Here is a 20241-nt window from a genome sequence, read left to right as displayed (position 1 = left end):
CTACATTAGTTATGTCGTTAAGGTCGCACAGACATCAAAAAGGGCTGATATCACTATCAACCCTTTGTTTTTATTCTATTTTCTCTATTCAATTAGACTCGTGATTGCTTAAACACGCGTGACTTACTTCGACAAGCAAGTTTGAGCATCGATTAAGTGGGCATCCCACTCAAAAGTTTCAAACAACCTTAACCACGTTTCATCTAAGTTCGCCTTCATCACCAATTCTTCTTTAGTGAAAGGATGAATGAAGCGCAATTCAGAAGCATGCAGCAACAGACGGTGTGAGTCTAAATCATCACGGAACAGTCGGTTATGCTTACCATCACCATGTGAAGTATCGCCCACGATTGGGTGTCTTAAATGAGCCATGTGACGACGCAGCTGATGTTTACGTCCTGTCTTTGGCATCATCTCAACTAAGCAATAACGACTGGTAGGAAAACGGCCTGTTGAATACGGCACTTCGACTTTCGCTAACGGCTCGTAAACAGTGACGGCTTCTTGTGGTTCTTTATCTTCTTTCGCGAACTTGTCGGCGATCTTATCCAACTCGACCTTGAGTGCGTAATCGAGCGTATCGCCCTCTTCTATCCACCCACGCACAATCGCATGATAGGTTTTTTGCATCTCATGGTTGGCGAACATCGGCATCACCTCAGAGGCAACTTCACTCGACAGAGCAAACACCAATACGCCAGACGTTGGACGGTCTAAGCGATGCAGAGGAAATACGTGCTGACCAATTTGGTCGCGCAGAGTCTGCATCACAAACTGAGTCTCGTGTTTATCCAACCATGAGCGATGCACTAGCATACCCGCAGGCTTATTCACCGCGACAAAATACTCATCTTGATAAATGATCTCTAACATTACGCGCATACCTCATCAATGCTCTGAATCGTCACTAGCAGTTCAGCTTTGTCTGCCTCATTTTTCCACACTTCACCAAAATAAGGATGAATCGCAAAGCCTTTCGGTAGGCTCATTTGGGCATCCATCATTGCGTTGATCTTTACGATAAAGATCCACTGCAACCACTCTTCTGGCTGTAGCGAGTCAATCGCAAAAGGCTCAACGCTCGCCAGAGCTTCATCCGAAGGCGAAACATCGCTCCATAGAGAACATTGGCGCATTTGTTGTTCTAATTGTTGAAGTAAAAGAGGTAACTTTGTGGCTGCTGTCATTTTTCACCAAGTTATTTATCTAGTGACCTTGAAATTGGGGCATAGAGTACCATCTATTTAGGAAAGAAAGTTAGGAGCTTTATTACTATGGAAACGATTCACACGCTCACTCAGTTGCTAAAGAATAGCGGTTGCCAATACGATATCTACGACCTAGGTCGTCGTATCCAGAAGATCGACAATACCCTATTCTCTGACGTTGAGCAGGGGAAACAGCCATACCCGTTTCCACTTCAGAAACAAGCTCACTTAGCGATCAGCTACTGGAACGAACACAAGCAACCTTGGATCTGGTTCCTAAAATTCAAACTCGATGAAAGAGGCTTACTGCATCAAGGGGATGTGGGTAATTTTCTTAAGTTTGTTATCGAAGCAATGGGCTCGCGTTTGAACGGTGAGATCAGCGAAGAACAACAACAAAAGCTGTCTAACAACCCATATACCTTCAAGCCTTCAGAAGACAAAATGGCCGTATTTCATAGCCAAGTAAGAGCAGGGTTAGACCTAGCGACGAGCCAATATTACGAACACGCTCAACACTACTTCACTGGCGATCTAGGTTGGGACAACTGGAAAACCGTTGGTCTTCAAGGCATCACCGATATGTGTGCTCGCTTAGGCAGTCAGCAAAACGGTGTCGCTATTCGCAAGGCATTGAATAAACTGCCATCAGAGCCGCTATACGCAACACTAGGGGCACTTGAGCACACGCAAATCAATGATAAGCTCGCTCAACGCTTACAAGAAATGGCAGACAATGAGATTAACAGTCAAGAGCCGGATCTGTTCTTACTGTCAGCTTTGGTTCGTGCCCTTTCCGGTGCAGAACAAGGGATCGCGAATAACATCATTAACCAAGTTCTCGCTAGTCCGCGCTTTAGCCACCAAGAGGTGTTAATTGGTTTAGCGGGTCGCAGCTGGCACGCACTACAAGATCCAGCGATTGCCGAGCAATTCTTGTTGCGCCTCGCACAAACAGGCAACCAAAACCTGTTCAATCAGTTATTTGCAGATTTAGTGATGATTCCGACACTAAGAATGGTATTTTTGCCGTTGTTGAATTCGAACCCATCACCAGAACTCGCAAACGCATTGATTGAGTTACAACAAGCGGCTAAGTCGCAATAAAAACTAGACAGAACAGCTCAGTAGCTCGTAACAACGAGCTCAAAACACAATTGGAATAGAAAGATAAAAGGAAGTATGGACTAAATGATAGATAACTTAGTGGCTATTTTGATGCTGTGCTTCTTTTGCTTTCTGTTTTGGCAGCAGCGCAGGCAATCCGAGCTTGCGAAAGCTGCCATTGCGAGAAAGTGTAAAGAGCTCGACTTGCAGCTATTAAGCGTTGCCTTCAACGGTCATAAACTTAAGATGCGCCATGAGCTCACGACCATTTGGCGCTGGCATACTGTGTACCATTTTGAATTTTCGGCATTAGGTGATGACCTATACCAAGGAAAACTGACCATGGTCCGCTTCCGCTCTATGCGGTTTGAGCTACAGCCTCATAGAATGTAACGTCGCAGTGCGCGTTATAGCTATATTCATGATAAGGGCCAAACGAATCTTGTTTGGTTTCCTTAAATTCAAACCCTAGTTTTTCTAATAACTTAATCGATGGGTTGTGGCCGACATTCACAGTCGCAACAACATTCGTTAGGCCCTCTTCAAAACACACCAAACTTAAAAATGGTTTTAGCACCTCACTAGCAAAGCCGCGATTCCAATGCTCTTTATCCAAAATAAAGCCAAGCTCATGCCTACCCTCTTCTGATGAAATAAAGACATGTCCAAGATATTCACGGGTTTGGTTGTGGATGATAGCGCGGCAGAAGCCGACGTTGTCTTGCAGTATCTCTTGAAATAAGAACTTCGCAGAGGCAATAGAGTGCGGCCCATTCATTTCAGAACGATTAACGGGGCAGCAATTCAACTTGATAAAGTCGTGTTGTAGCTGTTCGGTATAAGGTACCAACAGCGTTCTTGAGGTTGCTATCGTCATAAAACACTCCTTGTGTTGACCATTAGCAGAAAAGCAGATGTCGCGATCTTAGATAAAAGCTCCTGAATTAAAGAGCCCCCTAGATAGAAGAAAAGCCTCAGATAAAGAAAAGCCCCGACACCGAAGTGTCAGGGCTAGGGTCTTACTCGCAGCAGTCCGGCTACTAATAAATGCTCCATGCATCATCCATAATAGTGGCTGTAATCCTTCAGCTCTTTCCTTTACTTCGCCGTCCTAGCGGTGTCCAATCATCCTGAAAGCTAACAATCCTAGTTAGCGCACATCACTTGTTCCGTGAGCGGTGTCCTTTACATCGTCCTGATGCTAATCCAACCCTTTAAATCCTAAAGGTGTCCATTGTCATTCCGTTGCAGCTAACTTCCTGTTAACTGACTGTATCCCTACAATGTCCTTACGCTCCATGCTTGACTACTCAATCCTAAGTAACCAAATCTTCATCCTGAAGATAACCAAATCCTTGGTGCTTTCCTGTTCCGTGTCAGAATCCTTCCGACAAGGTTTAATTTACGCGATTTACGATTTGGGACAATAGATTTGCATCACACTTTGAATTCATAAAAGTTGTTAATTATATAAAACAACAAAAAATCAACCACTTAATTATATGCACCTCAATCTCTCTAGCGATGTATTCGTGTTATCTCACAACCTTTGTAAGAGATCTCTCACAAGCTATGGGCGGTTTTATGATTCGCTATCACTCACCAGAGCGAGTAAAATGGCTGAAGACTAAAAATGGAGGTCAACATGCTGACAAAAGATGTGTCTGAAGAGTTGAAATCAGTGCTTGAAGGACTGCAAGCACAAGGGAAAGAGCCTACAGTTGCTTTAGTTAAAGCTCGTATGAGTACATCGGTTCCGATGCCCGCTTTAATCACAACCATCAAGAGCTGGAAAAGCGCGAATCGCGTTCCTAAAGTTGAAGTCGCGACACAAGAAGAGCCAGCACTCGATCGTGTTAGCCAACTGGAAAAGCAAATCCTTGAACTTACCACCCGCGTTGCCACGCTAGAAGCCAAGTTAACGGAACAATAAGTTAACTGAGCAATAAGCTAACAGAGAAATAGAACACTATGAAAATATGGGTTGATGCGGACGCTTGTCCTAAGGTTATCCGAGAAACAATCGTACGCGCAGCTGAGCGCACTGGGGTTGAATGTACCTTCGTGGCAAACCATCTGGTTCCTGTCCCTAAACGCAATAACATCCACTCAATTCAAGTCCCAAGCGGATTTGATATTGCAGATGATGAAATCGTAAAACGCACTGAACCCGGTGATCTCGTGATTACATCCGATATCCCTCTCGCCGATGAAGTGATCACCAAAGGTGGTCAAGCACTTAGCTCTCGTGGCGAGCTCTACACCAAAGAAACCATCAAAGCGCGCCTGAACATTCGTGACTTTATGGATACCATGCGTTCAAGCGGCATCCAAACGGGTGGACCAAGCGCCCTCTCACAGACCGATCGTCGTGAGTTCGCGAATCATCTTGATCGCCTGCTAGCAAAGCGCTAATCATTAAGAAACATTGAGATTCGTTCATAGCCATAACCGTGAACCTGTAGATATGTTTGTCGACATACTCCGTTTTTGTTACTTAACACTTGATACTAAGTGCTACTTTAACGGAGTATTGATGATCCACCTTGTCACCATCTCTTCTTTTTAAATCATCCCAATTTTCTACACTCTTTCAGATCACTTTCCGTGATTGGTACACCATACTTTCGATCAAAAAAAACCTGCACGAGGCAGGCTTTAAAATCTAACGATATGACTTGTACTAACGTTACTACGGCGTGTAGAACGTTGCTGCACCTGGGCCTACTGGAAGACCAAATACGAACACCCATAGGTAGAACAAGATGCTCCAACCGAACATAAAGCAGATTGAGTATGGAAGCATTGTAGCAATCAGAGTACCGATACCAAGGTTCTTCATGTAACGCGTCGCTACAGCAAGAATAAGACCGAAGTAGCTCATCATTGGTGTAATGATGTTCGTCGTTGAATCACCGATACGGTAAGCTGCTTGAATCGTTTCTGGTGCGTAACCAACAAGCATTAGCATAGGTACAAAGATAGGTGCTGTTACTGCCCACTGAGCAGAAGCCGAACCGATCATTAGGTTAATGAAGCCACACATTAGGATAAATGCAAAGAACAACATTGGGCCAGTAAGACCGATATCTTGTAAGAAGCTAGCGCCACCAACAGCGATTACTTGACCAAAGTTAGTCCACTTAAAGAAAGCAACAAACTGTGCAGCAAAGAATACAAGAACAATGTACATGCCCATTGAAGACATAGACGTTGCCATCGCATTGATCACGTCACGATCGTTCTTCATTGAACCGGTAACTTTACCGTAAACAAAACCAGGAATAGCGAAGAATACAAAGATAAACGCAACAATACTCTTCAGGAATGGAGAACCCGAAACCGTACCAGACGCTGAACGTAGAACACCGTCAGCTGGAACGATAGTCCACGCTAGAAGTGCAGAAACAGCCAATACAGCAATACCTGCTAGTTTTAGACCTTTCTTCTCAACATCCGTCAGTCTGCCCATCGAATCATTTGATAAATCTTCAGAAGCTTCTTCGTCGTTGTATTTACCCAACTTAGGTTCAACAATCTTCTCAGTTACAAATGCACCTGTAATCGCGATAAAGAAAGTAGAAACAAACATGAAGTACCAGTTTGACTCAGGACCAACCGTGTAAGACGGGTCAATCATCTGTGCCGCTGTTTCTGTAATACCAGAAAGCAGTGGGTCAACCGTACCGATAAGTAGGTTTGCAGAGTAACCACCTGACACACCAGCGAATGCCGCAGCAAGACCAGCAAGAGGGTGACGACCTAAAGAATGGAAAAGCATTGCTGCTAGTGGAATAAGTACCACATAGCCAAGCTCTGATGCTGTGTTAGAGATAATACCTGCAAACACAACCGTTACTGTAACCATGCGCTTAGAAGCACCCATTACCATGCCACGCATTGCAGCAGATAGTAGACCTGAGTGTTCAGCAATCGCTACACCAAGCATAGCAACAAGTACAGTACCTAGTGGAGCAAAACCAACAAAGTTCTTAACTAAGTTAGTCACAATAAGTTGTAGACCTTCTGCGTTAAGCAGACTTACAACGTGGATCATGCCGTCAGCAGCACGACCTTTAGCACCTTCTGGTCGAGGGTCCATAACAGACACTTCGAAGTAACCAGCAATACCTGAAGTAACGAGGATTGCTAAGCAGAAGATTGCGAAAAGAGTGATTGGGTGGGGTAATAGGTTCCCCAAATATTCAACGCCATCTAAAAAGCGAGTAAAAATAGGTTTTTTAGGCGAATTGTTTTTTATTGAAGCTGATGAACTCATCAGTTCCCTCCTTGTAGTGATTCCTGTGCAATTGTGACAAAGATGTTTAAATTGCCCGCGCAGATTACTCGACAAAAGGGTCAATTAGAAATCGTAAATGTTACAAAGTGTGTAACAAACTATTCCTTTTAACTTAATAAAAACAAAAAATTAGCAAATAACTCTAATTAAAGTATGAAAGTTAGGTTTATAATTGGTATGGATGCATTCATTCGATTTATACTTGCACTTGTAAGCTATTGATAAAGTGACAAATAAGAAACAACGTACGCTAAGTGAGCACATACTCTCCTGCAAAGTTCCTCTCGAAGGAAAAGAAAAACAGACAAATGAATGAAGTTTGACTTTCCCCTCGTTTTTACACTCATGTCACATCAAATTGACTGACTATTTTTGAACCGCTTTGAATCTCGGGTTGGATTTACAGATGACATAGAGACGGCCTCTACGCTTTACTATTTGGCAATCTGGGTGACGGCTTTTCGCACTTTTCAGTGATTTCACAACTTTCATTCTATTTCGCTCCCTTACTTAATTGACCAAAACGACGAGTGAAGTTCGCAACGCGTCCCTCTTTATGTAGCACTCGCTGTTTACCCGTATAGAAAGGATGCGACTTTGACGACACCTCAATCGTGAAGTAAGGATAAGTATTTCCGTCTTCCCATTCGATAGTGCGATCTGTTTTCAATGTTGATCCGATTAAGAAGTACTCATCGACACTGGTGTCATGAAAAACCACGGGGCGGTAATCAGGGTGGATATTCGGTTTCATTGTATTTCCCTTAAATAGCTAATTTGATATGTTATAACATATCAAATGATAATTATTATCAAAAGAAAAACAAGTGATTTTATGATATTTTTCCGTCTTAACTGAAACCAGAGAACACCTTGTTATGTACACCATTGAACCTGTTGGCTTTATTGAGTCTCCTTATAAAGAGAAATTCGCTGTGCCAAGACAGCCTAGGTTAGTACCCACTTCTACCTCAAGAGTCAGGCTAGTTGAAGCAGCGAACTGCCTTGAGTCTGTTCGTGATATTGAACAATTTAGTCATGTGTGGTTGTTGTTTTTGTTCGATAAGAACCTTGAAGCAGGATGGAAACCAACCGTGAGGCCACCTCGCCTTGGCGGGAACGAACGTATTGGTGTATTCGCGTCTCGTGCCACATTCAGACCGAATGGAGTGGGTATGTCCGCGGTTGAGCTCAAAGGTGTATCTCAAGAAAAGGGACAAACTTGGTTGGACTTGGGCAGTGTTGATCTCGTTGACGGCACACCGATCATCGACATCAAACCTTATATCCCCTACTCGGATTCAATTCCCGATGCACGAGGAGGGTTTGCCGCCGATGAACCAGCAGTGCTCGACGTTAACTTCTCGCAGCAAGCCCAAAGTAAGCTGTCTGGTCACCCTCAGGCTCGCCATATCATTCAGGTGATCAAAGAAGTATTAGGCCAAGATCCTCGCCCTGCCTATAAGAAAGGTAAGCCTGACAACAAGGAATATGCGGTAAATTTGTTCGATCTTAACGTGAAATTCATGGTTGAAACGCTTTTCATCAATGTAACTGACATTGAACGCTTTTGAGATCCCAAATAGGCTGATATTATATGCGGCTATATCAGATTTGCTGTGGTTACGAACGACAGCAAGTTTTCTTTTATCAATGATGAAACGGATACCATAGAATGCGTACCAGTAACTACCTTCTTTCTACTCTGAAAGAGACTCCAAACGACGCAGAAGTTATCAGCCACCAGCTGATGCTACGTGCAGGTATGATCCGTAAGCTAGCTTCAGGTTTATATACTTGGCTACCTACTGGTCTACGTGTACTGCGTAAAGTCGAAAATATCGTTCGCCAAGAGATCGATAATGCAGGTGCCGTTGAAATCTTGATGCCCGTAGTTCAACCGTTTGAGCTTTGGGAAGAGACTGGCCGTTCTGAAAAGATGGGTCCTGAGCTACTTCGTTTCACAGACCGTCATTCTCGTCCATTTGTTCTTAGCCCAACAGCAGAAGAAGTGGTAACGAGCCTAGTACGTAACGAGATCAGCTCTTACAAACAGCTACCTCTAAACCTGTACCAAATCCAGACTAAATTCCGTGATGAGCGCCGCCCTCGTTTTGGCGTAATGCGTGCTCGCGAATTCTCGATGATGGATGCGTACAGCTTTGATATCGATAAAGAAGGCTTAGAAAAGTCTTACCAAGCGATGCACGATGCTTACTGTAAAGCATTCGACCGCATGGGCCTTGAGTACCGTCCAGTATTGGCAGACTCTGGCGCAATCGGCGGCAGCGGCTCTCAAGAGTTCCACGTTCTTGCTGAAAGCGGCGAAGACCTAATCGCATTCTCTTCAGAATCGGATTACGCAGCGAACATCGAGAAAGCAGAAGCGCTAGCTCCAACGACTGAAGCGGCAGCGCCAACTCAAGAGATGGAACTGGTTGATACGCCAAACGCAAAAACAATCGCAGAACTTGTAGAGCAACACGGTCTAGCAATCGAGAAGACCGTTAAGACTCTATTCGTTAAAGCTTCTGATGAAGTAAATGCAGACATCATCGCGCTAATCATCCGTGGCGACCACGAGCTTAACGAAGTGAAAGCAGAGAACCTTCCACAGGTTGCTACTCCACTAGAGATGGCTTCTGAAGAAGAAATCCGTGCACTTGTTGGTGCAGGTCCTGGTTCACTTGGCCCTGTTGGTCTAGAGCTACCATTCATCGTTGACCGCTCTGTTGCTGTAATGAGCGACTTCGGTGCTGGTGCAAACGTAGACGGTAAGCACTACTTCGGTATTAACTGGGGTCGTGACGTTGAGCTTGCTCAAGTTGAAGACCTACGTAACGTAGTTGAAGGCGACCTAAGCCCATGTGGTCAAGGTACCATCCAACTTAAGCGCGGTATCGAAGTTGGTCACATCTTCCAACTAGGTAATACTTACTCTAAAGCAATGAACTGTAACGTGCTTGGTCCTGATGGTAAGAGCGTAATCCTAGAAATGGGTTGTTACGGTATCGGTGTTTCACGTGTTGTTGCATCAGCTATCGAACAAAACCACGATAAGTTCGGTATCACTTGGCCAGACGCACTAGCGCCGTTCCAAGTTGCTATCGTACCAATGAACATGCACAAATCTGAGCGCGTTAAAGAAGCAGCTGAGAAGCTATACGCTGAATTAACAGCTATGGGTATCGAAGTACTATTCGATGACCGTAAAGAACGCCCAGGTGTTATGTTTAAAGATATCGAGCTAGTGGGTATCCCTCACACTATCGTTATCGGTGATCGCAGCATGGACGAAGGTAACTTCGAATACAAAAACCGTCGTACAGGTGATAAAGAAGCTATCGCAATGGACACGGTTATCGAGCACCTTAAAGCTCAACTAGCTTAGTAATCCGATTACTTACTAGATAAACATTGAAAGGCTGCCATTAGGTGGCCTTTTTTGTGCCTGTCATTTCGCTTCAAACTCCCTTCTATTTATCAGTAGAGTAAATAACGTAAGTTAATCCCCTGTTCATCTTTAAATCCGTATATTGGTGTCATCAACTTTTTGGACATGCTCACCATTGGAGGTATCGATGGATATCAAAAGCTTACTGAACCAAGCACTTAAATCAGATCTCGTAAAACAAGGTACTCAGAAACTTTCACAAGGGTCTTCAAGTTTAAGTGGCCTTTCTCAAGGCAGCAATGGCAAGAGTAGCAGTAAAAGTACACTCGGAGCCTTCGGTGCAGGCGCAGTTGGCGGAGGACTCTTAGGTGCGTTAATGGGCTCGAAGAAAACCAAGAAAATGGGTAAGAAAGCCGCTGGTATTGGTGGCGCAGCGGCACTGGGTGCCCTGGCTTATAAGGTCTACAACGACTATCAGTCTAAACAAGGCCAAACACCGAATAACGAACAAGCTCAATTTGATGAGACCGATTCAAACCATAGCGTACTGATTCTAAGATCTATGATTGCTGCGTCCAAAGCCGACGGGCATGTTGATGAAGAAGAGATGGCTAAGATCGAACAAGCCGTCGAGAACATGGGTGCCGATTATCAGCTGACCAAATTGGTGTCTGAAGAACTGCACAAGCCACTCGATCCAAGTGAAATAGCTCAATTAGCAACGTCACCTCAACAAGCGAGTGAGATCTACTTAGCCTCTTTGATTGTAGCGGATGAGCAGAACTTTATGGAGAAGGCTTACCTCAAAGAGTTAGCAAAGCAGCTCAACTTAGCTGATGAGGTCACTCATCAACTTGAACAGCAGATCTCTAGTTAAGCGGTAATTATCAGGCGAATCAGTAAATATCACGCTAAGTAACAAGTTAGCAAAGTGATACATTGAGCATCAACAGAATGAGATATTGAGCAAGAACAAACTAACTCTGAACTTAGTCAGATCCACTTTGTTTTTGCCTATCTCTATGTGTATATTGAGATCAGTTATCATTTGGTTAGGTATAAAAATGAAAGTATACGATTGTTGTGATTTGGTGCGTGAACTGTATTCTCAAATTGGCAGTGGCGACCAAGGCTATATCCCTAAAGCGATCACCTGCGCGGTAAAAACATTGAACGACCTTGCTGCAGATGAATCTCTTCCTAAAGAAGCAAGAGATCGTGCTGCATTTGCCGCAGCGAATCTACTGATCTCAGATTTCGAGGACTAATATGAACCTCGCTAACTTTGAAAAGATGGATCCTGTGATGTTGATGAGCATCGTCAATATGAAGCTGCGTGACGACTTCGGTGGTGATTTAGATCGAGTAGTCAACTTCTATGAAATCGACAAAGCTGCATTGACCGCAAAACTTGCGTCTGCTGGTTTTGAGTTTCTTCCGGAAGCCAAACAGTTTCGGTAGTAATTAAGAACAAACTTAATTTTAAAGACCAACCTCCGTGTTGGTTTTTTTATTTTTGGTCGGGTACATAATAGGCTAAAGACGAATAAACTTATTAGAAATTATCTGGTTGCGCCTATACTTTTATATCCTAGAGTCAGCGAACGCGCCTTGAATCAAAGCGTGTTGTTGTATAGGCTACTCCAAACAGCATATAAAACTCATCACCAAATTCGATGATATCGAAGGACTAACAATGAAAAGACTCGCACTTTTAGCCGTTATCGCAGCCGTATTTACCGTAGGTTGTGCTTCAAATACTCAACAAGACAACTTCCGTGAAGCCTCTTTTGAGCTGTGTAATACTGAAGTCGATATCTACTCTGTAAGCCATGATGAAAGAGTACGTATCGTCTGCTCTGACGGCTCTAAATTTGCCTTAAACAGTGAAGATACGCTAGAAATTATGCGCGATATCAACATCGACTATTGTGATGGCGAAGGCTTAGGTAAATTCAACGAAAGCCGTCACTACTACTCTTTCAAGTGTAAGTCAGGCACCCTACTTAGCATTAAAAAGTAGAAGCGACACAAGAAAGCGATAAAGCAGTAAAGGGTTGATGTGAAAGCATTAGCCCTTTTTAGTACCTGCCTTTCTGTATTCTCAGATAACCAAACTCTCATACCTACAGATACAAAAAAGGCCCCAAAAGGGACCTTTTAAATCAATTTCAAAGTAGTCGTTTGAAACTCTAGGAGAGCACGCGGAGCTTACGGATGTAAGTGAGCATGCTCGACAACGACTTTATTACTTACGAATACAAAAAAGGCTCCCAACAGGAGCCTTTCAAATCGTATTTTTCAATCAAATAGCTTTAGTTCAAGGAACAGGTGCAGAATCTTCAACACCTTTCCCTAAAACAAAAAGGGACTCAATGAGCCCCTTTAAAGTATTTTTCAAAGTAGTCGTTTGAAATTCTAGGAGAGCACGCGGAGCTTACGAATGTAAGTGAGCATGCTCGACAACGAAGTTCAAATTACTACGCAGAAAAATTAAGCGTAAACAGGTAGACGCTTACAGATATTTAATACTTTTGCTTTAGTTGCTTCGATAACAGACTCATCACCCATGTTATCTAGGATGTCACACATCCAACCTGCTAGCTCTTTCGCGTCTGCTTCTGAGAAACCACGACGAGTGATAGAAGGAGAACCGATACGGATACCTGAAGTAACGAACGGGCTACGTGGATCGTTTGGTACTGAGTTCTTGTTCACTGTGATGTTAGCTGAACCTAGTGCTGCATCTGCTTCTTTACCTGTGATGTCTTTGTCGATTAGGTCAACTAGGAACAGGTGGTTCTCTGTCGAACCTGAAACGATGTTGTAACCGCGTGCTAGGAATTCAGCAACCATTGCTTTTGCGTTAGCAACAACGCGAGCTTGGTATTCTTTGAACTCTGGCTCTAGAGCTTCTTTGAACGCTACTGCTTTACCAGCGATAACGTGCATTAGAGGACCGCCTTGGCCACCAGGGAATACTGCTGAGTTTAGCTTCTTGTAAAGATCTTCACCTTCGTTAGAAAGGATAAGACCACCACGAGGACCAGCAAGCGTTTTGTGCGTTGTAGTTGTTACAACGTGAGCGTGTGGAACTGGGTTCGGGTAAACGCCTGCAGCGATTAGACCGGCAACGTGAGCCATATCTACGAAGAAGTAAGCACCTACTTTGTCAGCGATTTCACGCATGCGCGCCCAATCACAAACTTGAGAGTAAGCTGAGAAACCACCGATGATCATCTTAGGTTTGTGCTCGATAGCTAGCGCTTCCATCTCTTCGTAATCGATTTGACCTGCTTCATCGATACCGTAAGGAATGATGTTGTAAAGCTTACCAGAGAAGTTTACTGGAGAACCGTGAGTTAGGTGACCACCGTGCGCTAGGCTCATACCTAGAACAGTATCGCCAGCATTCAGTAGTGCCATGTATACAGCGTTGTTTGCTTGAGAACCTGAGTGAGGTTGTACGTTCGCGTATTGAGCGCCAAACAGTTCACATGCACGTTCGATTGCTAGAGTTTCAACTTTATCTACGAACTCACAACCACCGTAGTAACGCTTACCAGGGTAGCCTTCAGCGTATTTGTTTGTAAGTTGAGAACCTTGAGCTTCCATTACACGTGGGCTTGTGTAGTTTTCTGAAGCGATAAGTTCGATGTGCTCTTCCTGACGAAGAGTTTCTTCTTGGATAGCTGCGAATAGGTCCGCATCGTAATCAGCAATGTTCATGTCACGCTTAAGCATCTGTATCTCCTGACTCAGATTGTACTGAAAGTTTCAAAAAAACTACACAACGACCGAAAGCAAACGTTTCCGTCACCGTTTTGATGTGACGCATTCTACATAATTTGATCTAGGTCATAAAGAGCTAATTGCAATTTTATCATGCAGTTTTTTCATAATCACATATAAGATTCATCATGGTTATTAAGCTTATCCAACCAAAGATGACGCTTACTGTCAATTTTACGCTTTACACCCTGTAAAACGCAGATTACATAGGTTTACCTTAATTTTGCCCCTCAAGCTACCGAAAGCTAAGGTTTTTCTCTACTATGCACGCCTTTATTGGTTAGGTAATTATTAAAACGATGGAAAAACACTCACGTAAAGAAGATTGGGTAGCTATTCTCACTGGCACGTTTTTAGTGGCGTTAGGCGTCTTCTTTTTACAGTCAGCGAACCTGCTTACCGGTGGTACTACTGGCTTGGCTCTGCTTTTGAGTCAATTCTTACCTGTAACCTTCGGTATTTTGTACTTTGTGGCCAACTGTCCATTCTATTTATTGGCATGGAAACGATTTGGCCGTAGTTTTGCCATTAGCAGTGCAATTGCTGGTGCGTTAGTTTCTGTGTTTGCCGATCATTTATACCTCGTTATCTCACTAGAAGTTCATAACGAGATCTACTGTGCTGTTGCCGGTGGCTTATTAATGGGCTTAGGTATGTTAATCCTATTCCGTCACCGCTCAAGCTTGGGTGGCTTCAACGTATTATGTTTGTTCATCCAAGACCGCTATGGCATCTCTGTAGGTAAAACTCAGATGGGCATTGATGCCTGTATTCTGTTTGCTTCTTGCTTCTTCGTATCGCCTTGGGTAATTGCCGTTTCGGTATTGGGCACCGCAGTATTGAACATCGTATTGGCAATGAACCACAAGCCTACTCGTTACTCGGTGAATTACGCGTCTTAATACCCATCCCCCTATGAATTACTAGCTGTTTTTAGTAACAAAAACAGCTAGAATTTAGGTTTTATAAACCGTCGCCTTTTCTATGCAAGATTACCTCTCCAGCGCCAAAGACCAACAAGCCTCTATTTATATTGAAAGCTTGGAGTTCAACCCCAACACACGAGTCTTAAGCTGCGACGAGCAGGTCATTGATTTAGAGCCTCGTTCTATCGAGCTCTTAGAGTTATTTCTTACCAGCGTTGGTCAACCGCTCGCCGCCGAGCACATCATTGAATCTGTCTGGCAAAGCAACTTCATTTCCAAAAATGTTCTGACCAACCGAATCAGTACCTTACGTTCAGTACTTCAAAAACACCTGCCTGATAGCGACGCAACCAAAATACTAGTGACTTACCCACGTAAAGGCTATTTTCTAAACCCAAACTCGGTTAGTTTTGCCGCGACCTCCCCTGAAACTGCACCGAATGATGCAGAACTGGAATATCCAGTCAGTCAAGAAGGGAATAGATCTAATCCAGTTAACCCTTGGTTAGTCGTGGTGTCTTTGGCTTTGCTGATCAGCACTGCGGTAAGGGTTACATGCTTTGGCAATCTCCCACTCGCGCTTCAGAAATTGAACGTGACCAACGATTGATTCCTAAGGTCGAGCTTCTGCTGAATCGATTGGATGCCATTGGTGAGAATTCCAGAAAATACCGAAAAGTCGTAAAAGCATTATTACTTCAACAGCAGATTGAATACGCCTACACCGATCTTGCTAACCAAGATGCGCCAAGCTACTTCCTTGACCCTATTGATAGCTCTCCCTTCTTTCCGGGCGCAAAGAACATGCGTACCAGTGATTACCTGCTTAACATTCAGCTCAAAGATCAAGAAGTGGACAAACGCCTTATCGCAAAAATAAGCCTGATTTACCCAAACTCAGGGAAGCTCGCGTTTGGTGGTGTTTACTCTATTGATGTCAATAATATCAGCAGCAGCCTTATGGAGATCAACCGAGAGCTAGCTAACTACTTTGCACTACCAGCACCATTACCGCCAGAATGGTCAGTCGACAATGCCGAAGTCAGCGAATTGCTAAGTGGAAAAGCCATAGCGCTGGATGGCATCAAGCTCAATACCATGACGTCGACTCTGATTGCGCGTCAACTTGCGCTATTTGAAACAGATCAGAAGAAGCTCGTCGCGTTCACTAACCTTGTTCAAACTCGTTTTAACCGACTACCAGACGAACTGAAGCTGTGGCTTGGTATCATTCATTTCAAACTAAGAGACCTGCAAACCGCAAAAGAGCTTCTTACCAATACCTCAGGCAACTCTAAGATCGAAAATGCGTTGGTTTATATGATGGTTTCTCATATCGCTTATAAGCAAGACAACATGGAGAAGTTTCGCCTGAACTACATGGAGTCTCTGGTTGCCTTATTGAGAGTGGTTCCATCCGAAGATCTATTCGCCCGGCTATCCAAACCAGAATCAAAATCGACCTGTCTGCAACCTTGGAAGAGCTTGAAGCTAAGCGTTAAAGACCCACTTATCATAAAACAGTGGGAAAGCTTAATGCTAAATTACTGCACAGCTGTTGGGCAACAGATCTCAAATCAAAACAAAAAACCATTTAAAATAAACAACTTAAACATAAATTAAGATCTTATGTGACTTCGTTTTTTGCCCTATTTACTCTTCAAACAATAACATTCCTAAAAACATCGGGCCCACCAAGGGCTTCCAACTTTAGGAATGTTCAACATGAAAAAAACAATGACGCTGCTAGCGACCTCTCTCTTTGCTCTCTATGGTTGTGGCGGCGGAGGCGGCTCTTCTTCTGGTTCAACAGATGGTAATAAAGGTCCAAACAATCAGGTTGATTACCCGATTGCGAGCTCTGCATTTTCCCCTAAATCAGAAACAACATTGGGTTACTCATTTACCAAAGATGGTCAGGCTGAAGGCGTGATGACAATGAACTTCACTCCTGTAAGCGGTGAACTCATTATTGCAGGGTTAAAAGAAGAGACCGGCAATGAAGAGGTCGTTCAAGTTATCAATGACCTCATCAATTACGGCATCACCGAATTTTATGTTTCTGAAGACATCATGACGAATGCTGAAGGTACACAAGAAGACGGCAGCATTTATTTTGCAGGTCCGGACCGTGGGTTACACGAAATCACCAACGCTTACTTCATTGGTAGCCAATACATCACAAGAATGATGTACAGCAGCCCAATGTTCCGTTTGAAAGGAACAGACGTAAAAGAGAGCAACCCGATCATTGATATCAGTGAGGAAACCGTTTCGTTGCAAGTCACGTTAGATGGCGAAGCAGTCGCTAACATGCTGAATGACTTTGAAGACCACTCGTGGGTAGCAAGCCTTCCAACTGACGCCTCGTGCTTAGTTACATGGCAACAACAGATTGAAGAAACAGGTGTGCGTAAAAGTTTTAAGATCTCTGATAAATCAATCGAAGCTGCGAACCTAACAGAGAAAAACACCTACTACATCAACTGTGAAGGGATGGATTCGACAGAATTTGGCACATCATCAGAGCGCTGGTTCAACCCTAGCATCGGCTTGATTGAACAGATTGAATTGATGTCTGTAGAGCAATCTACTATTGAAGAATCAGCAGCGATACTGACCTCAATTAGCTAGCCTTGACTTAGATTCACTAAACCTAAGCTTAACCGCGAGCAAACCGCAAACAATAAAAAAGGCTTTGGGGAGCACTCCAAAGCCTTTGTTCAAACCTAAACCTTTAGGGGGAACTGAGAATTAGGTTTATTGAAATAGTAACGAAGCTAATCTTCAATCAAGAGAATACGAGTCTCGTAAGGTCGTAGCACTTGGTGATGAGACGTAACTAAACTCTCGCTCACTTGATAATTGGATAACAGGCTCTTAGCCTTCATCATCTCAAAACGCTCAGGTAAAACGCACTCGGTTTCTTCGCCATAATAGTTATTAATGCACAGCAGAGTTTGCCCTTCACTCTCACGAACATACGCAAAAATGGATGGATGCTCAGGCAGAAGGTCCTGATAGCGACCATGAGTAATCACCGGTACTTGTTTACGTAACTCAATCAAAGCCTTGTAGAAATAGAATACAGAATCTTTATCTTCCAACGCTTGCTCAGCGTTGATCTCAGTGTAGTTATTCGCAACATCTAACCATGGCTGTGATAGCGAAAAGCCAGCGTAAGGCTCACTGTTCCATTGCATTGGTGTACGAGAGTTATCACGAGATTTCTGCGCTAAAATCGCCATCATATCTTCATGAGCCACACCATCACGATTCACCATGATGTCGTACATATTGGTACTCTCTACATCACGATACTGGCTGATCTCGGTGTAACCTGGGTTGGTCATACCAATCTCTTCACCTTGATAGATATACGGCGTGCCTTGCATCATGTGGACTGACGCAGCAAGCATCTTGGCTGATTCAACGCGATATTGCTGGTCGTTACCTAAGCGGCTCACGACTCTTGGTTGGTCGTGGTTACACCAGAATAGTGCACCCCAACCTTTTCCGTTCAAGCCAGTTTGCCAGTGGTTAAAGATTGACTTGAGCTGTAAGAAATCGAAGGGAGCGTTGGTCCATTTCTCACCATTGGTGTAATCGACCTTAAGGTGGTGGAAGTTAAACACCATCGATAGCTCGCTGTTATCAACGTTTGAATATTGCTGACAATGCTCCAACGTGGTTGAAGACATCTCGCCTACAGTCACGCTACCGTACTTCTGGAATACCGCTTCGCTGATCTCTTTTAGGTATTCATGTACGCGCGGGCCATCGGTATAGAAACGACGACCATCGCCAATATCATCATTAGGGAAGTCTTGCTGCTTTGAAATCAGGTTAATGACATCGAGACGGAAACCATCGACGCCCTTCTCTGCCCAGAAGCTGATAACGTCTTTTACTTCTTCACGTACAACCGGGTTCTCCCAATTAAGGTCAGCCTGTTCTTTGGCGAATAAGTGTAGGAAGTATTGTCCAGTCGCCTCATCTAATTCCCATGCATTACCACCGAACTTAGACTGCCAGTTCGTTGGTGCTTGGCCACCTACTGGATCTTTCCAGATGTAATAATCGCGGTACGGACTGTTTTTGTCGCCCAAAGCAGATTGAAACCATGCATGCTCTGTCGAAGTGTGGTTTACCACGATATCCATCACGATACGGATACCACGTTGGTGCGCTTCAGACAGCAATAAGTCGAAGTCTTCCATGGTGCCGAATTGAGGATTAATCGCGTAGTAGTCTGAAATATCGTAGCCATTATCGATCATAGGAGATGCGTAAACCGGGGTTAGCCAAATCGCATCCACGCTCAAGTTTTTGAGGTAATCCAGTTTCGAAATGATCCCTTTGATATCGCCAGTACCTTTACTGCCACTGTCACAAAAGCTCTTTGGGTAGATTTGATAGATGGTTGCGGTTTTCCACCAGCTTTCATCATGTTCAGTCATCGCCATCTCTAACACTCACTTACCTGAAAATATAAAATAAAAATCACCATGCTTACATGGTCGAATAGCCGTTATAACTAAAAGAAAAAGCTATAAATAAGAGAAAAAGCGATGACTTACTTGAAGCCATCGCTTGTTAAATGCATTACGCGTTGGCGGTTTCTAGCTCGCCTTTCATCTGTGCTCGTTTATAGAAAAACAATGTCAGCGTTATCGGCAGTACAACCGCCACCAGCATCGCGACTAAGTAAATCGACCAATATTGAGGTTGAATCGATAAGATACCCGGCAAACCACCAACACCGATACCATTCGCCATCACACCTGCACTACCACAGATTGCAGCCGCTGCGGCACTGCCGATCATTGCGCTCAGCATTGGGAATTTGTATTTAAGGTTGATGCCGTACATCGCAGGTTCCGTTACACCTAGGTAAGCAGAGATTGCTGCTGGTACCGAGATGTCTCGTTCGCCTTCGCGCTTACTCAAAATGATGATGCCGACAACCGCTGAAGCTTGTGCAATGTTTGATAGCGCAATCAAAGGCCAGATTGGTGTGCCACCTAAGTCTTGCATCAGTTGTAGATCCACAGCGTTGGTTGTGTGGTGAATACCTGTAATAACCAAAGGTGCGTATAGGAAGCCAAAGACCACTGAACCAAGAATCGCGAAGTCACCAGTCATTGCCACTTTAGCCGCGAATGCCACACCATCACCTAACATACGACCGAATGGGCCAATGAAAGCGTGCGCTAGAATCACAGACAAGATGATCGAGATAAATGGCACGACAACCAGGTACAGATAAGAAGGAACAATGCGCTTAAGGTTGGTCTCAATGAAAGCCAGAGCCACACCCGCTAACATCGCAGGGATCACCTGAGCCTGATAACCGACCTTCTCAATCACGAACAAGCCAAAGTCCCACACCTCAGGTACCGATTTACCTATCATGTAAGCGTTCATCAACTGTGGAGAAACCAAGGTCACACCGAGTGTGATCCGCACCAGCAGTTTTGGACACTGAGTTAAGTGAGTACAATCACTAATGAG

21 protein-coding genes and 1 pseudogene are annotated in these 20241 nt (G+C 44.0%); 13 read left to right on the top strand and 9 right to left on the bottom strand.

The window, feature by feature from the left end; genetic code table 11:
- Window positions 1-123: 123 nt before the first annotated feature.
- Window positions 124-873: a tRNA pseudouridine(65) synthase TruC gene (gene truC / locus AB6D07_RS10740; RefSeq protein WP_029223042.1), complete on the bottom strand. Its 750-nt coding sequence runs from the start codon at window positions 871-873 to the stop codon at window positions 124-126.
- Window positions 873-1187 (bottom strand): YqcC family protein, encoded by a 315-nt coding sequence (locus AB6D07_RS10735; RefSeq protein WP_012604609.1) that lies wholly within the window; start codon window positions 1185-1187, stop codon window positions 873-875. Before AB6D07_RS10735 ends, truC begins: the two co-directional genes overlap by 1 nt.
- A gap of 87 nt (window positions 1188-1274) precedes the next feature.
- Between AB6D07_RS10735 and AB6D07_RS10730 the strand changes: the two genes are divergently transcribed.
- Window positions 1275-2315 carry a DUF3549 family protein gene (locus AB6D07_RS10730; RefSeq protein ID WP_017103664.1) on the top strand — a complete coding sequence of 347 codons (1041 nt, stop codon included), beginning with the start codon at window positions 1275-1277 and terminating at the stop codon, window positions 2313-2315.
- Window positions 2316-2399: 84 nt separating this feature from the next.
- The gene (locus AB6D07_RS10725; protein ID WP_017103665.1) at window positions 2400-2708 is read left to right on the top strand and encodes a DUF3301 domain-containing protein; all 309 of its coding nucleotides are present in this window, start codon (window positions 2400-2402) and stop codon (window positions 2706-2708) included.
- Here AB6D07_RS10725 and AB6D07_RS10720 read toward each other — a convergent pair.
- The gene (locus tag AB6D07_RS10720; protein ID WP_017103666.1) at window positions 2674-3192 is read right to left on the bottom strand and encodes a GNAT family N-acetyltransferase; all 519 of its coding nucleotides are present in this window, start codon (window positions 3190-3192) and stop codon (window positions 2674-2676) included. The genes AB6D07_RS10725 and AB6D07_RS10720 overlap by 35 nt on opposite strands.
- 768 nt (window positions 3193-3960) lie before the next feature.
- Between AB6D07_RS10720 and AB6D07_RS10715 the strand changes: the two genes are divergently transcribed.
- Window positions 3961-4248, top strand: a complete 288-nt coding sequence (locus AB6D07_RS10715; RefSeq protein WP_009847428.1) for a hypothetical protein — start codon at window positions 3961-3963, stop codon at window positions 4246-4248.
- A 38-nt stretch (window positions 4249-4286) separates the two neighbouring features.
- Window positions 4287-4730: a YaiI/YqxD family protein gene (locus AB6D07_RS10710; RefSeq protein ID WP_009847429.1), complete on the top strand. Its 444-nt coding sequence runs from the start codon at window positions 4287-4289 to the stop codon at window positions 4728-4730.
- A gap of 277 nt (window positions 4731-5007) precedes the next feature.
- Here AB6D07_RS10710 and AB6D07_RS10705 read toward each other — a convergent pair whose 3' ends face one another.
- The 3 genes from AB6D07_RS10705 to AB6D07_RS10695 form a co-directional block, all read right to left on the bottom strand.
- Window positions 5008-6594 carry an AbgT family transporter gene (locus tag AB6D07_RS10705; RefSeq protein WP_009847430.1) on the bottom strand — a complete coding sequence of 529 codons (1587 nt, stop codon included), beginning with the start codon at window positions 6592-6594 and terminating at the stop codon, window positions 5008-5010.
- A 387-nt stretch (window positions 6595-6981) separates the two neighbouring features.
- Window positions 6982-7107, bottom strand: a complete 126-nt coding sequence (gene ykgO / locus AB6D07_RS10700) for a type B 50S ribosomal protein L36 (protein WP_009847431.1) — start codon at window positions 7105-7107, stop codon at window positions 6982-6984.
- 1 nt (window position 7108) lies between these two features.
- On the bottom strand, window positions 7109-7369 hold the full coding sequence (locus AB6D07_RS10695; protein WP_017103667.1) for a type B 50S ribosomal protein L31: 261 nt from the start codon (window positions 7367-7369) through the stop codon (window positions 7109-7111).
- 124 nt (window positions 7370-7493) lie between these two features.
- On the opposite strand from AB6D07_RS10695, the gene tsaA reads away from it, so the two are divergent.
- The 6 genes from tsaA to AB6D07_RS10665 all read left to right on the top strand — a co-directional run bounded on the left by tsaA (window position 7494) and on the right by AB6D07_RS10665 (window position 12032).
- Window positions 7494-8189 (top strand): tRNA (N6-threonylcarbamoyladenosine(37)-N6)-methyltransferase TrmO, encoded by a 696-nt coding sequence (gene tsaA / locus AB6D07_RS10690; protein ID WP_017103668.1) that lies wholly within the window; start codon window positions 7494-7496, stop codon window positions 8187-8189.
- A 101-nt stretch (window positions 8190-8290) separates the two neighbouring features.
- Window positions 8291-10006 carry a proline--tRNA ligase gene (locus AB6D07_RS10685; RefSeq protein WP_017103669.1) on the top strand — a complete coding sequence of 572 codons (1716 nt, stop codon included), beginning with the start codon at window positions 8291-8293 and terminating at the stop codon, window positions 10004-10006.
- Between the two features lie 190 nt (window positions 10007-10196).
- Window positions 10197-10886 (top strand): tellurite resistance TerB family protein, encoded by a 690-nt coding sequence (locus AB6D07_RS10680; RefSeq protein ID WP_017103670.1) that lies wholly within the window; start codon window positions 10197-10199, stop codon window positions 10884-10886.
- A 187-nt stretch (window positions 10887-11073) separates the two neighbouring features.
- Complete coding sequence (locus AB6D07_RS10675) at window positions 11074-11277, top strand: YaeP family protein (protein ID WP_009847436.1); 204 nt, start codon at window positions 11074-11076, stop codon at window positions 11275-11277.
- 1 nt (window position 11278) lies between these two features.
- Entirely contained in the window at window positions 11279-11470 is a 192-nt protein-coding gene (locus AB6D07_RS10670; protein WP_009847437.1) for a DUF4250 domain-containing protein, read from the top strand.
- A gap of 235 nt (window positions 11471-11705) precedes the next feature.
- Window positions 11706-12032 carry a hypothetical protein gene (locus AB6D07_RS10665; RefSeq protein ID WP_017103671.1) on the top strand — a complete coding sequence of 109 codons (327 nt, stop codon included), beginning with the start codon at window positions 11706-11708 and terminating at the stop codon, window positions 12030-12032.
- Between the two features lie 470 nt (window positions 12033-12502).
- Here AB6D07_RS10665 and glyA read toward each other — a convergent pair whose 3' ends face one another.
- A complete protein-coding gene (glyA, locus tag AB6D07_RS10660; RefSeq protein ID WP_009847439.1) occupies window positions 12503-13753 on the bottom strand; it encodes a serine hydroxymethyltransferase in 1251 nt (416 codons plus the stop codon).
- 347 nt (window positions 13754-14100) lie between these two features.
- Here glyA and AB6D07_RS10655 point away from each other — a divergent pair, with 347 nt between their 5' ends.
- The 3 genes and pseudogenes from AB6D07_RS10655 to AB6D07_RS10645 all read left to right on the top strand — a co-directional run bounded on the left by AB6D07_RS10655 (window position 14101) and on the right by AB6D07_RS10645 (window position 17361).
- Window positions 14101-14703 carry a YitT family protein gene (locus AB6D07_RS10655; protein ID WP_016784986.1) on the top strand — a complete coding sequence of 201 codons (603 nt, stop codon included), beginning with the start codon at window positions 14101-14103 and terminating at the stop codon, window positions 14701-14703.
- A gap of 82 nt (window positions 14704-14785) precedes the next feature.
- A pseudogene (locus tag AB6D07_RS10650) lies at window positions 14786-16350 on the top strand (transcriptional regulator).
- A gap of 102 nt (window positions 16351-16452) precedes the next feature.
- On the top strand, window positions 16453-17361 hold the full coding sequence (locus tag AB6D07_RS10645) for a hypothetical protein (RefSeq protein ID WP_017103672.1): 909 nt from the start codon (window positions 16453-16455) through the stop codon (window positions 17359-17361).
- A 146-nt stretch (window positions 17362-17507) separates the two neighbouring features.
- Here AB6D07_RS10645 and treC read toward each other — a convergent pair whose 3' ends face one another.
- Window positions 17508-19193 carry an alpha,alpha-phosphotrehalase gene (gene treC, locus AB6D07_RS10640; protein WP_032500779.1) on the bottom strand — a complete coding sequence of 562 codons (1686 nt, stop codon included), beginning with the start codon at window positions 19191-19193 and terminating at the stop codon, window positions 17508-17510.
- A 139-nt stretch (window positions 19194-19332) separates the two neighbouring features.
- The coding region (gene treB, locus AB6D07_RS10635) for a PTS trehalose transporter subunit IIBC (RefSeq protein ID WP_372125135.1) at window positions 19333-20241 on the bottom strand (909 nt) is incomplete at its 5' end.

Origin of the sequence: Vibrio sp. 10N.239.312.C11 (genome assembly GCF_041466065.1) — a bacterium.
Taxonomy (GTDB): Bacteria; Pseudomonadota; Gammaproteobacteria; order Enterobacterales; family Vibrionaceae; genus Vibrio; species Vibrio tasmaniensis_A.
The sequence above is the reverse complement of the archived record's forward strand: the minus strand, read 5'-3'. Positions and strand labels throughout refer to the sequence as shown.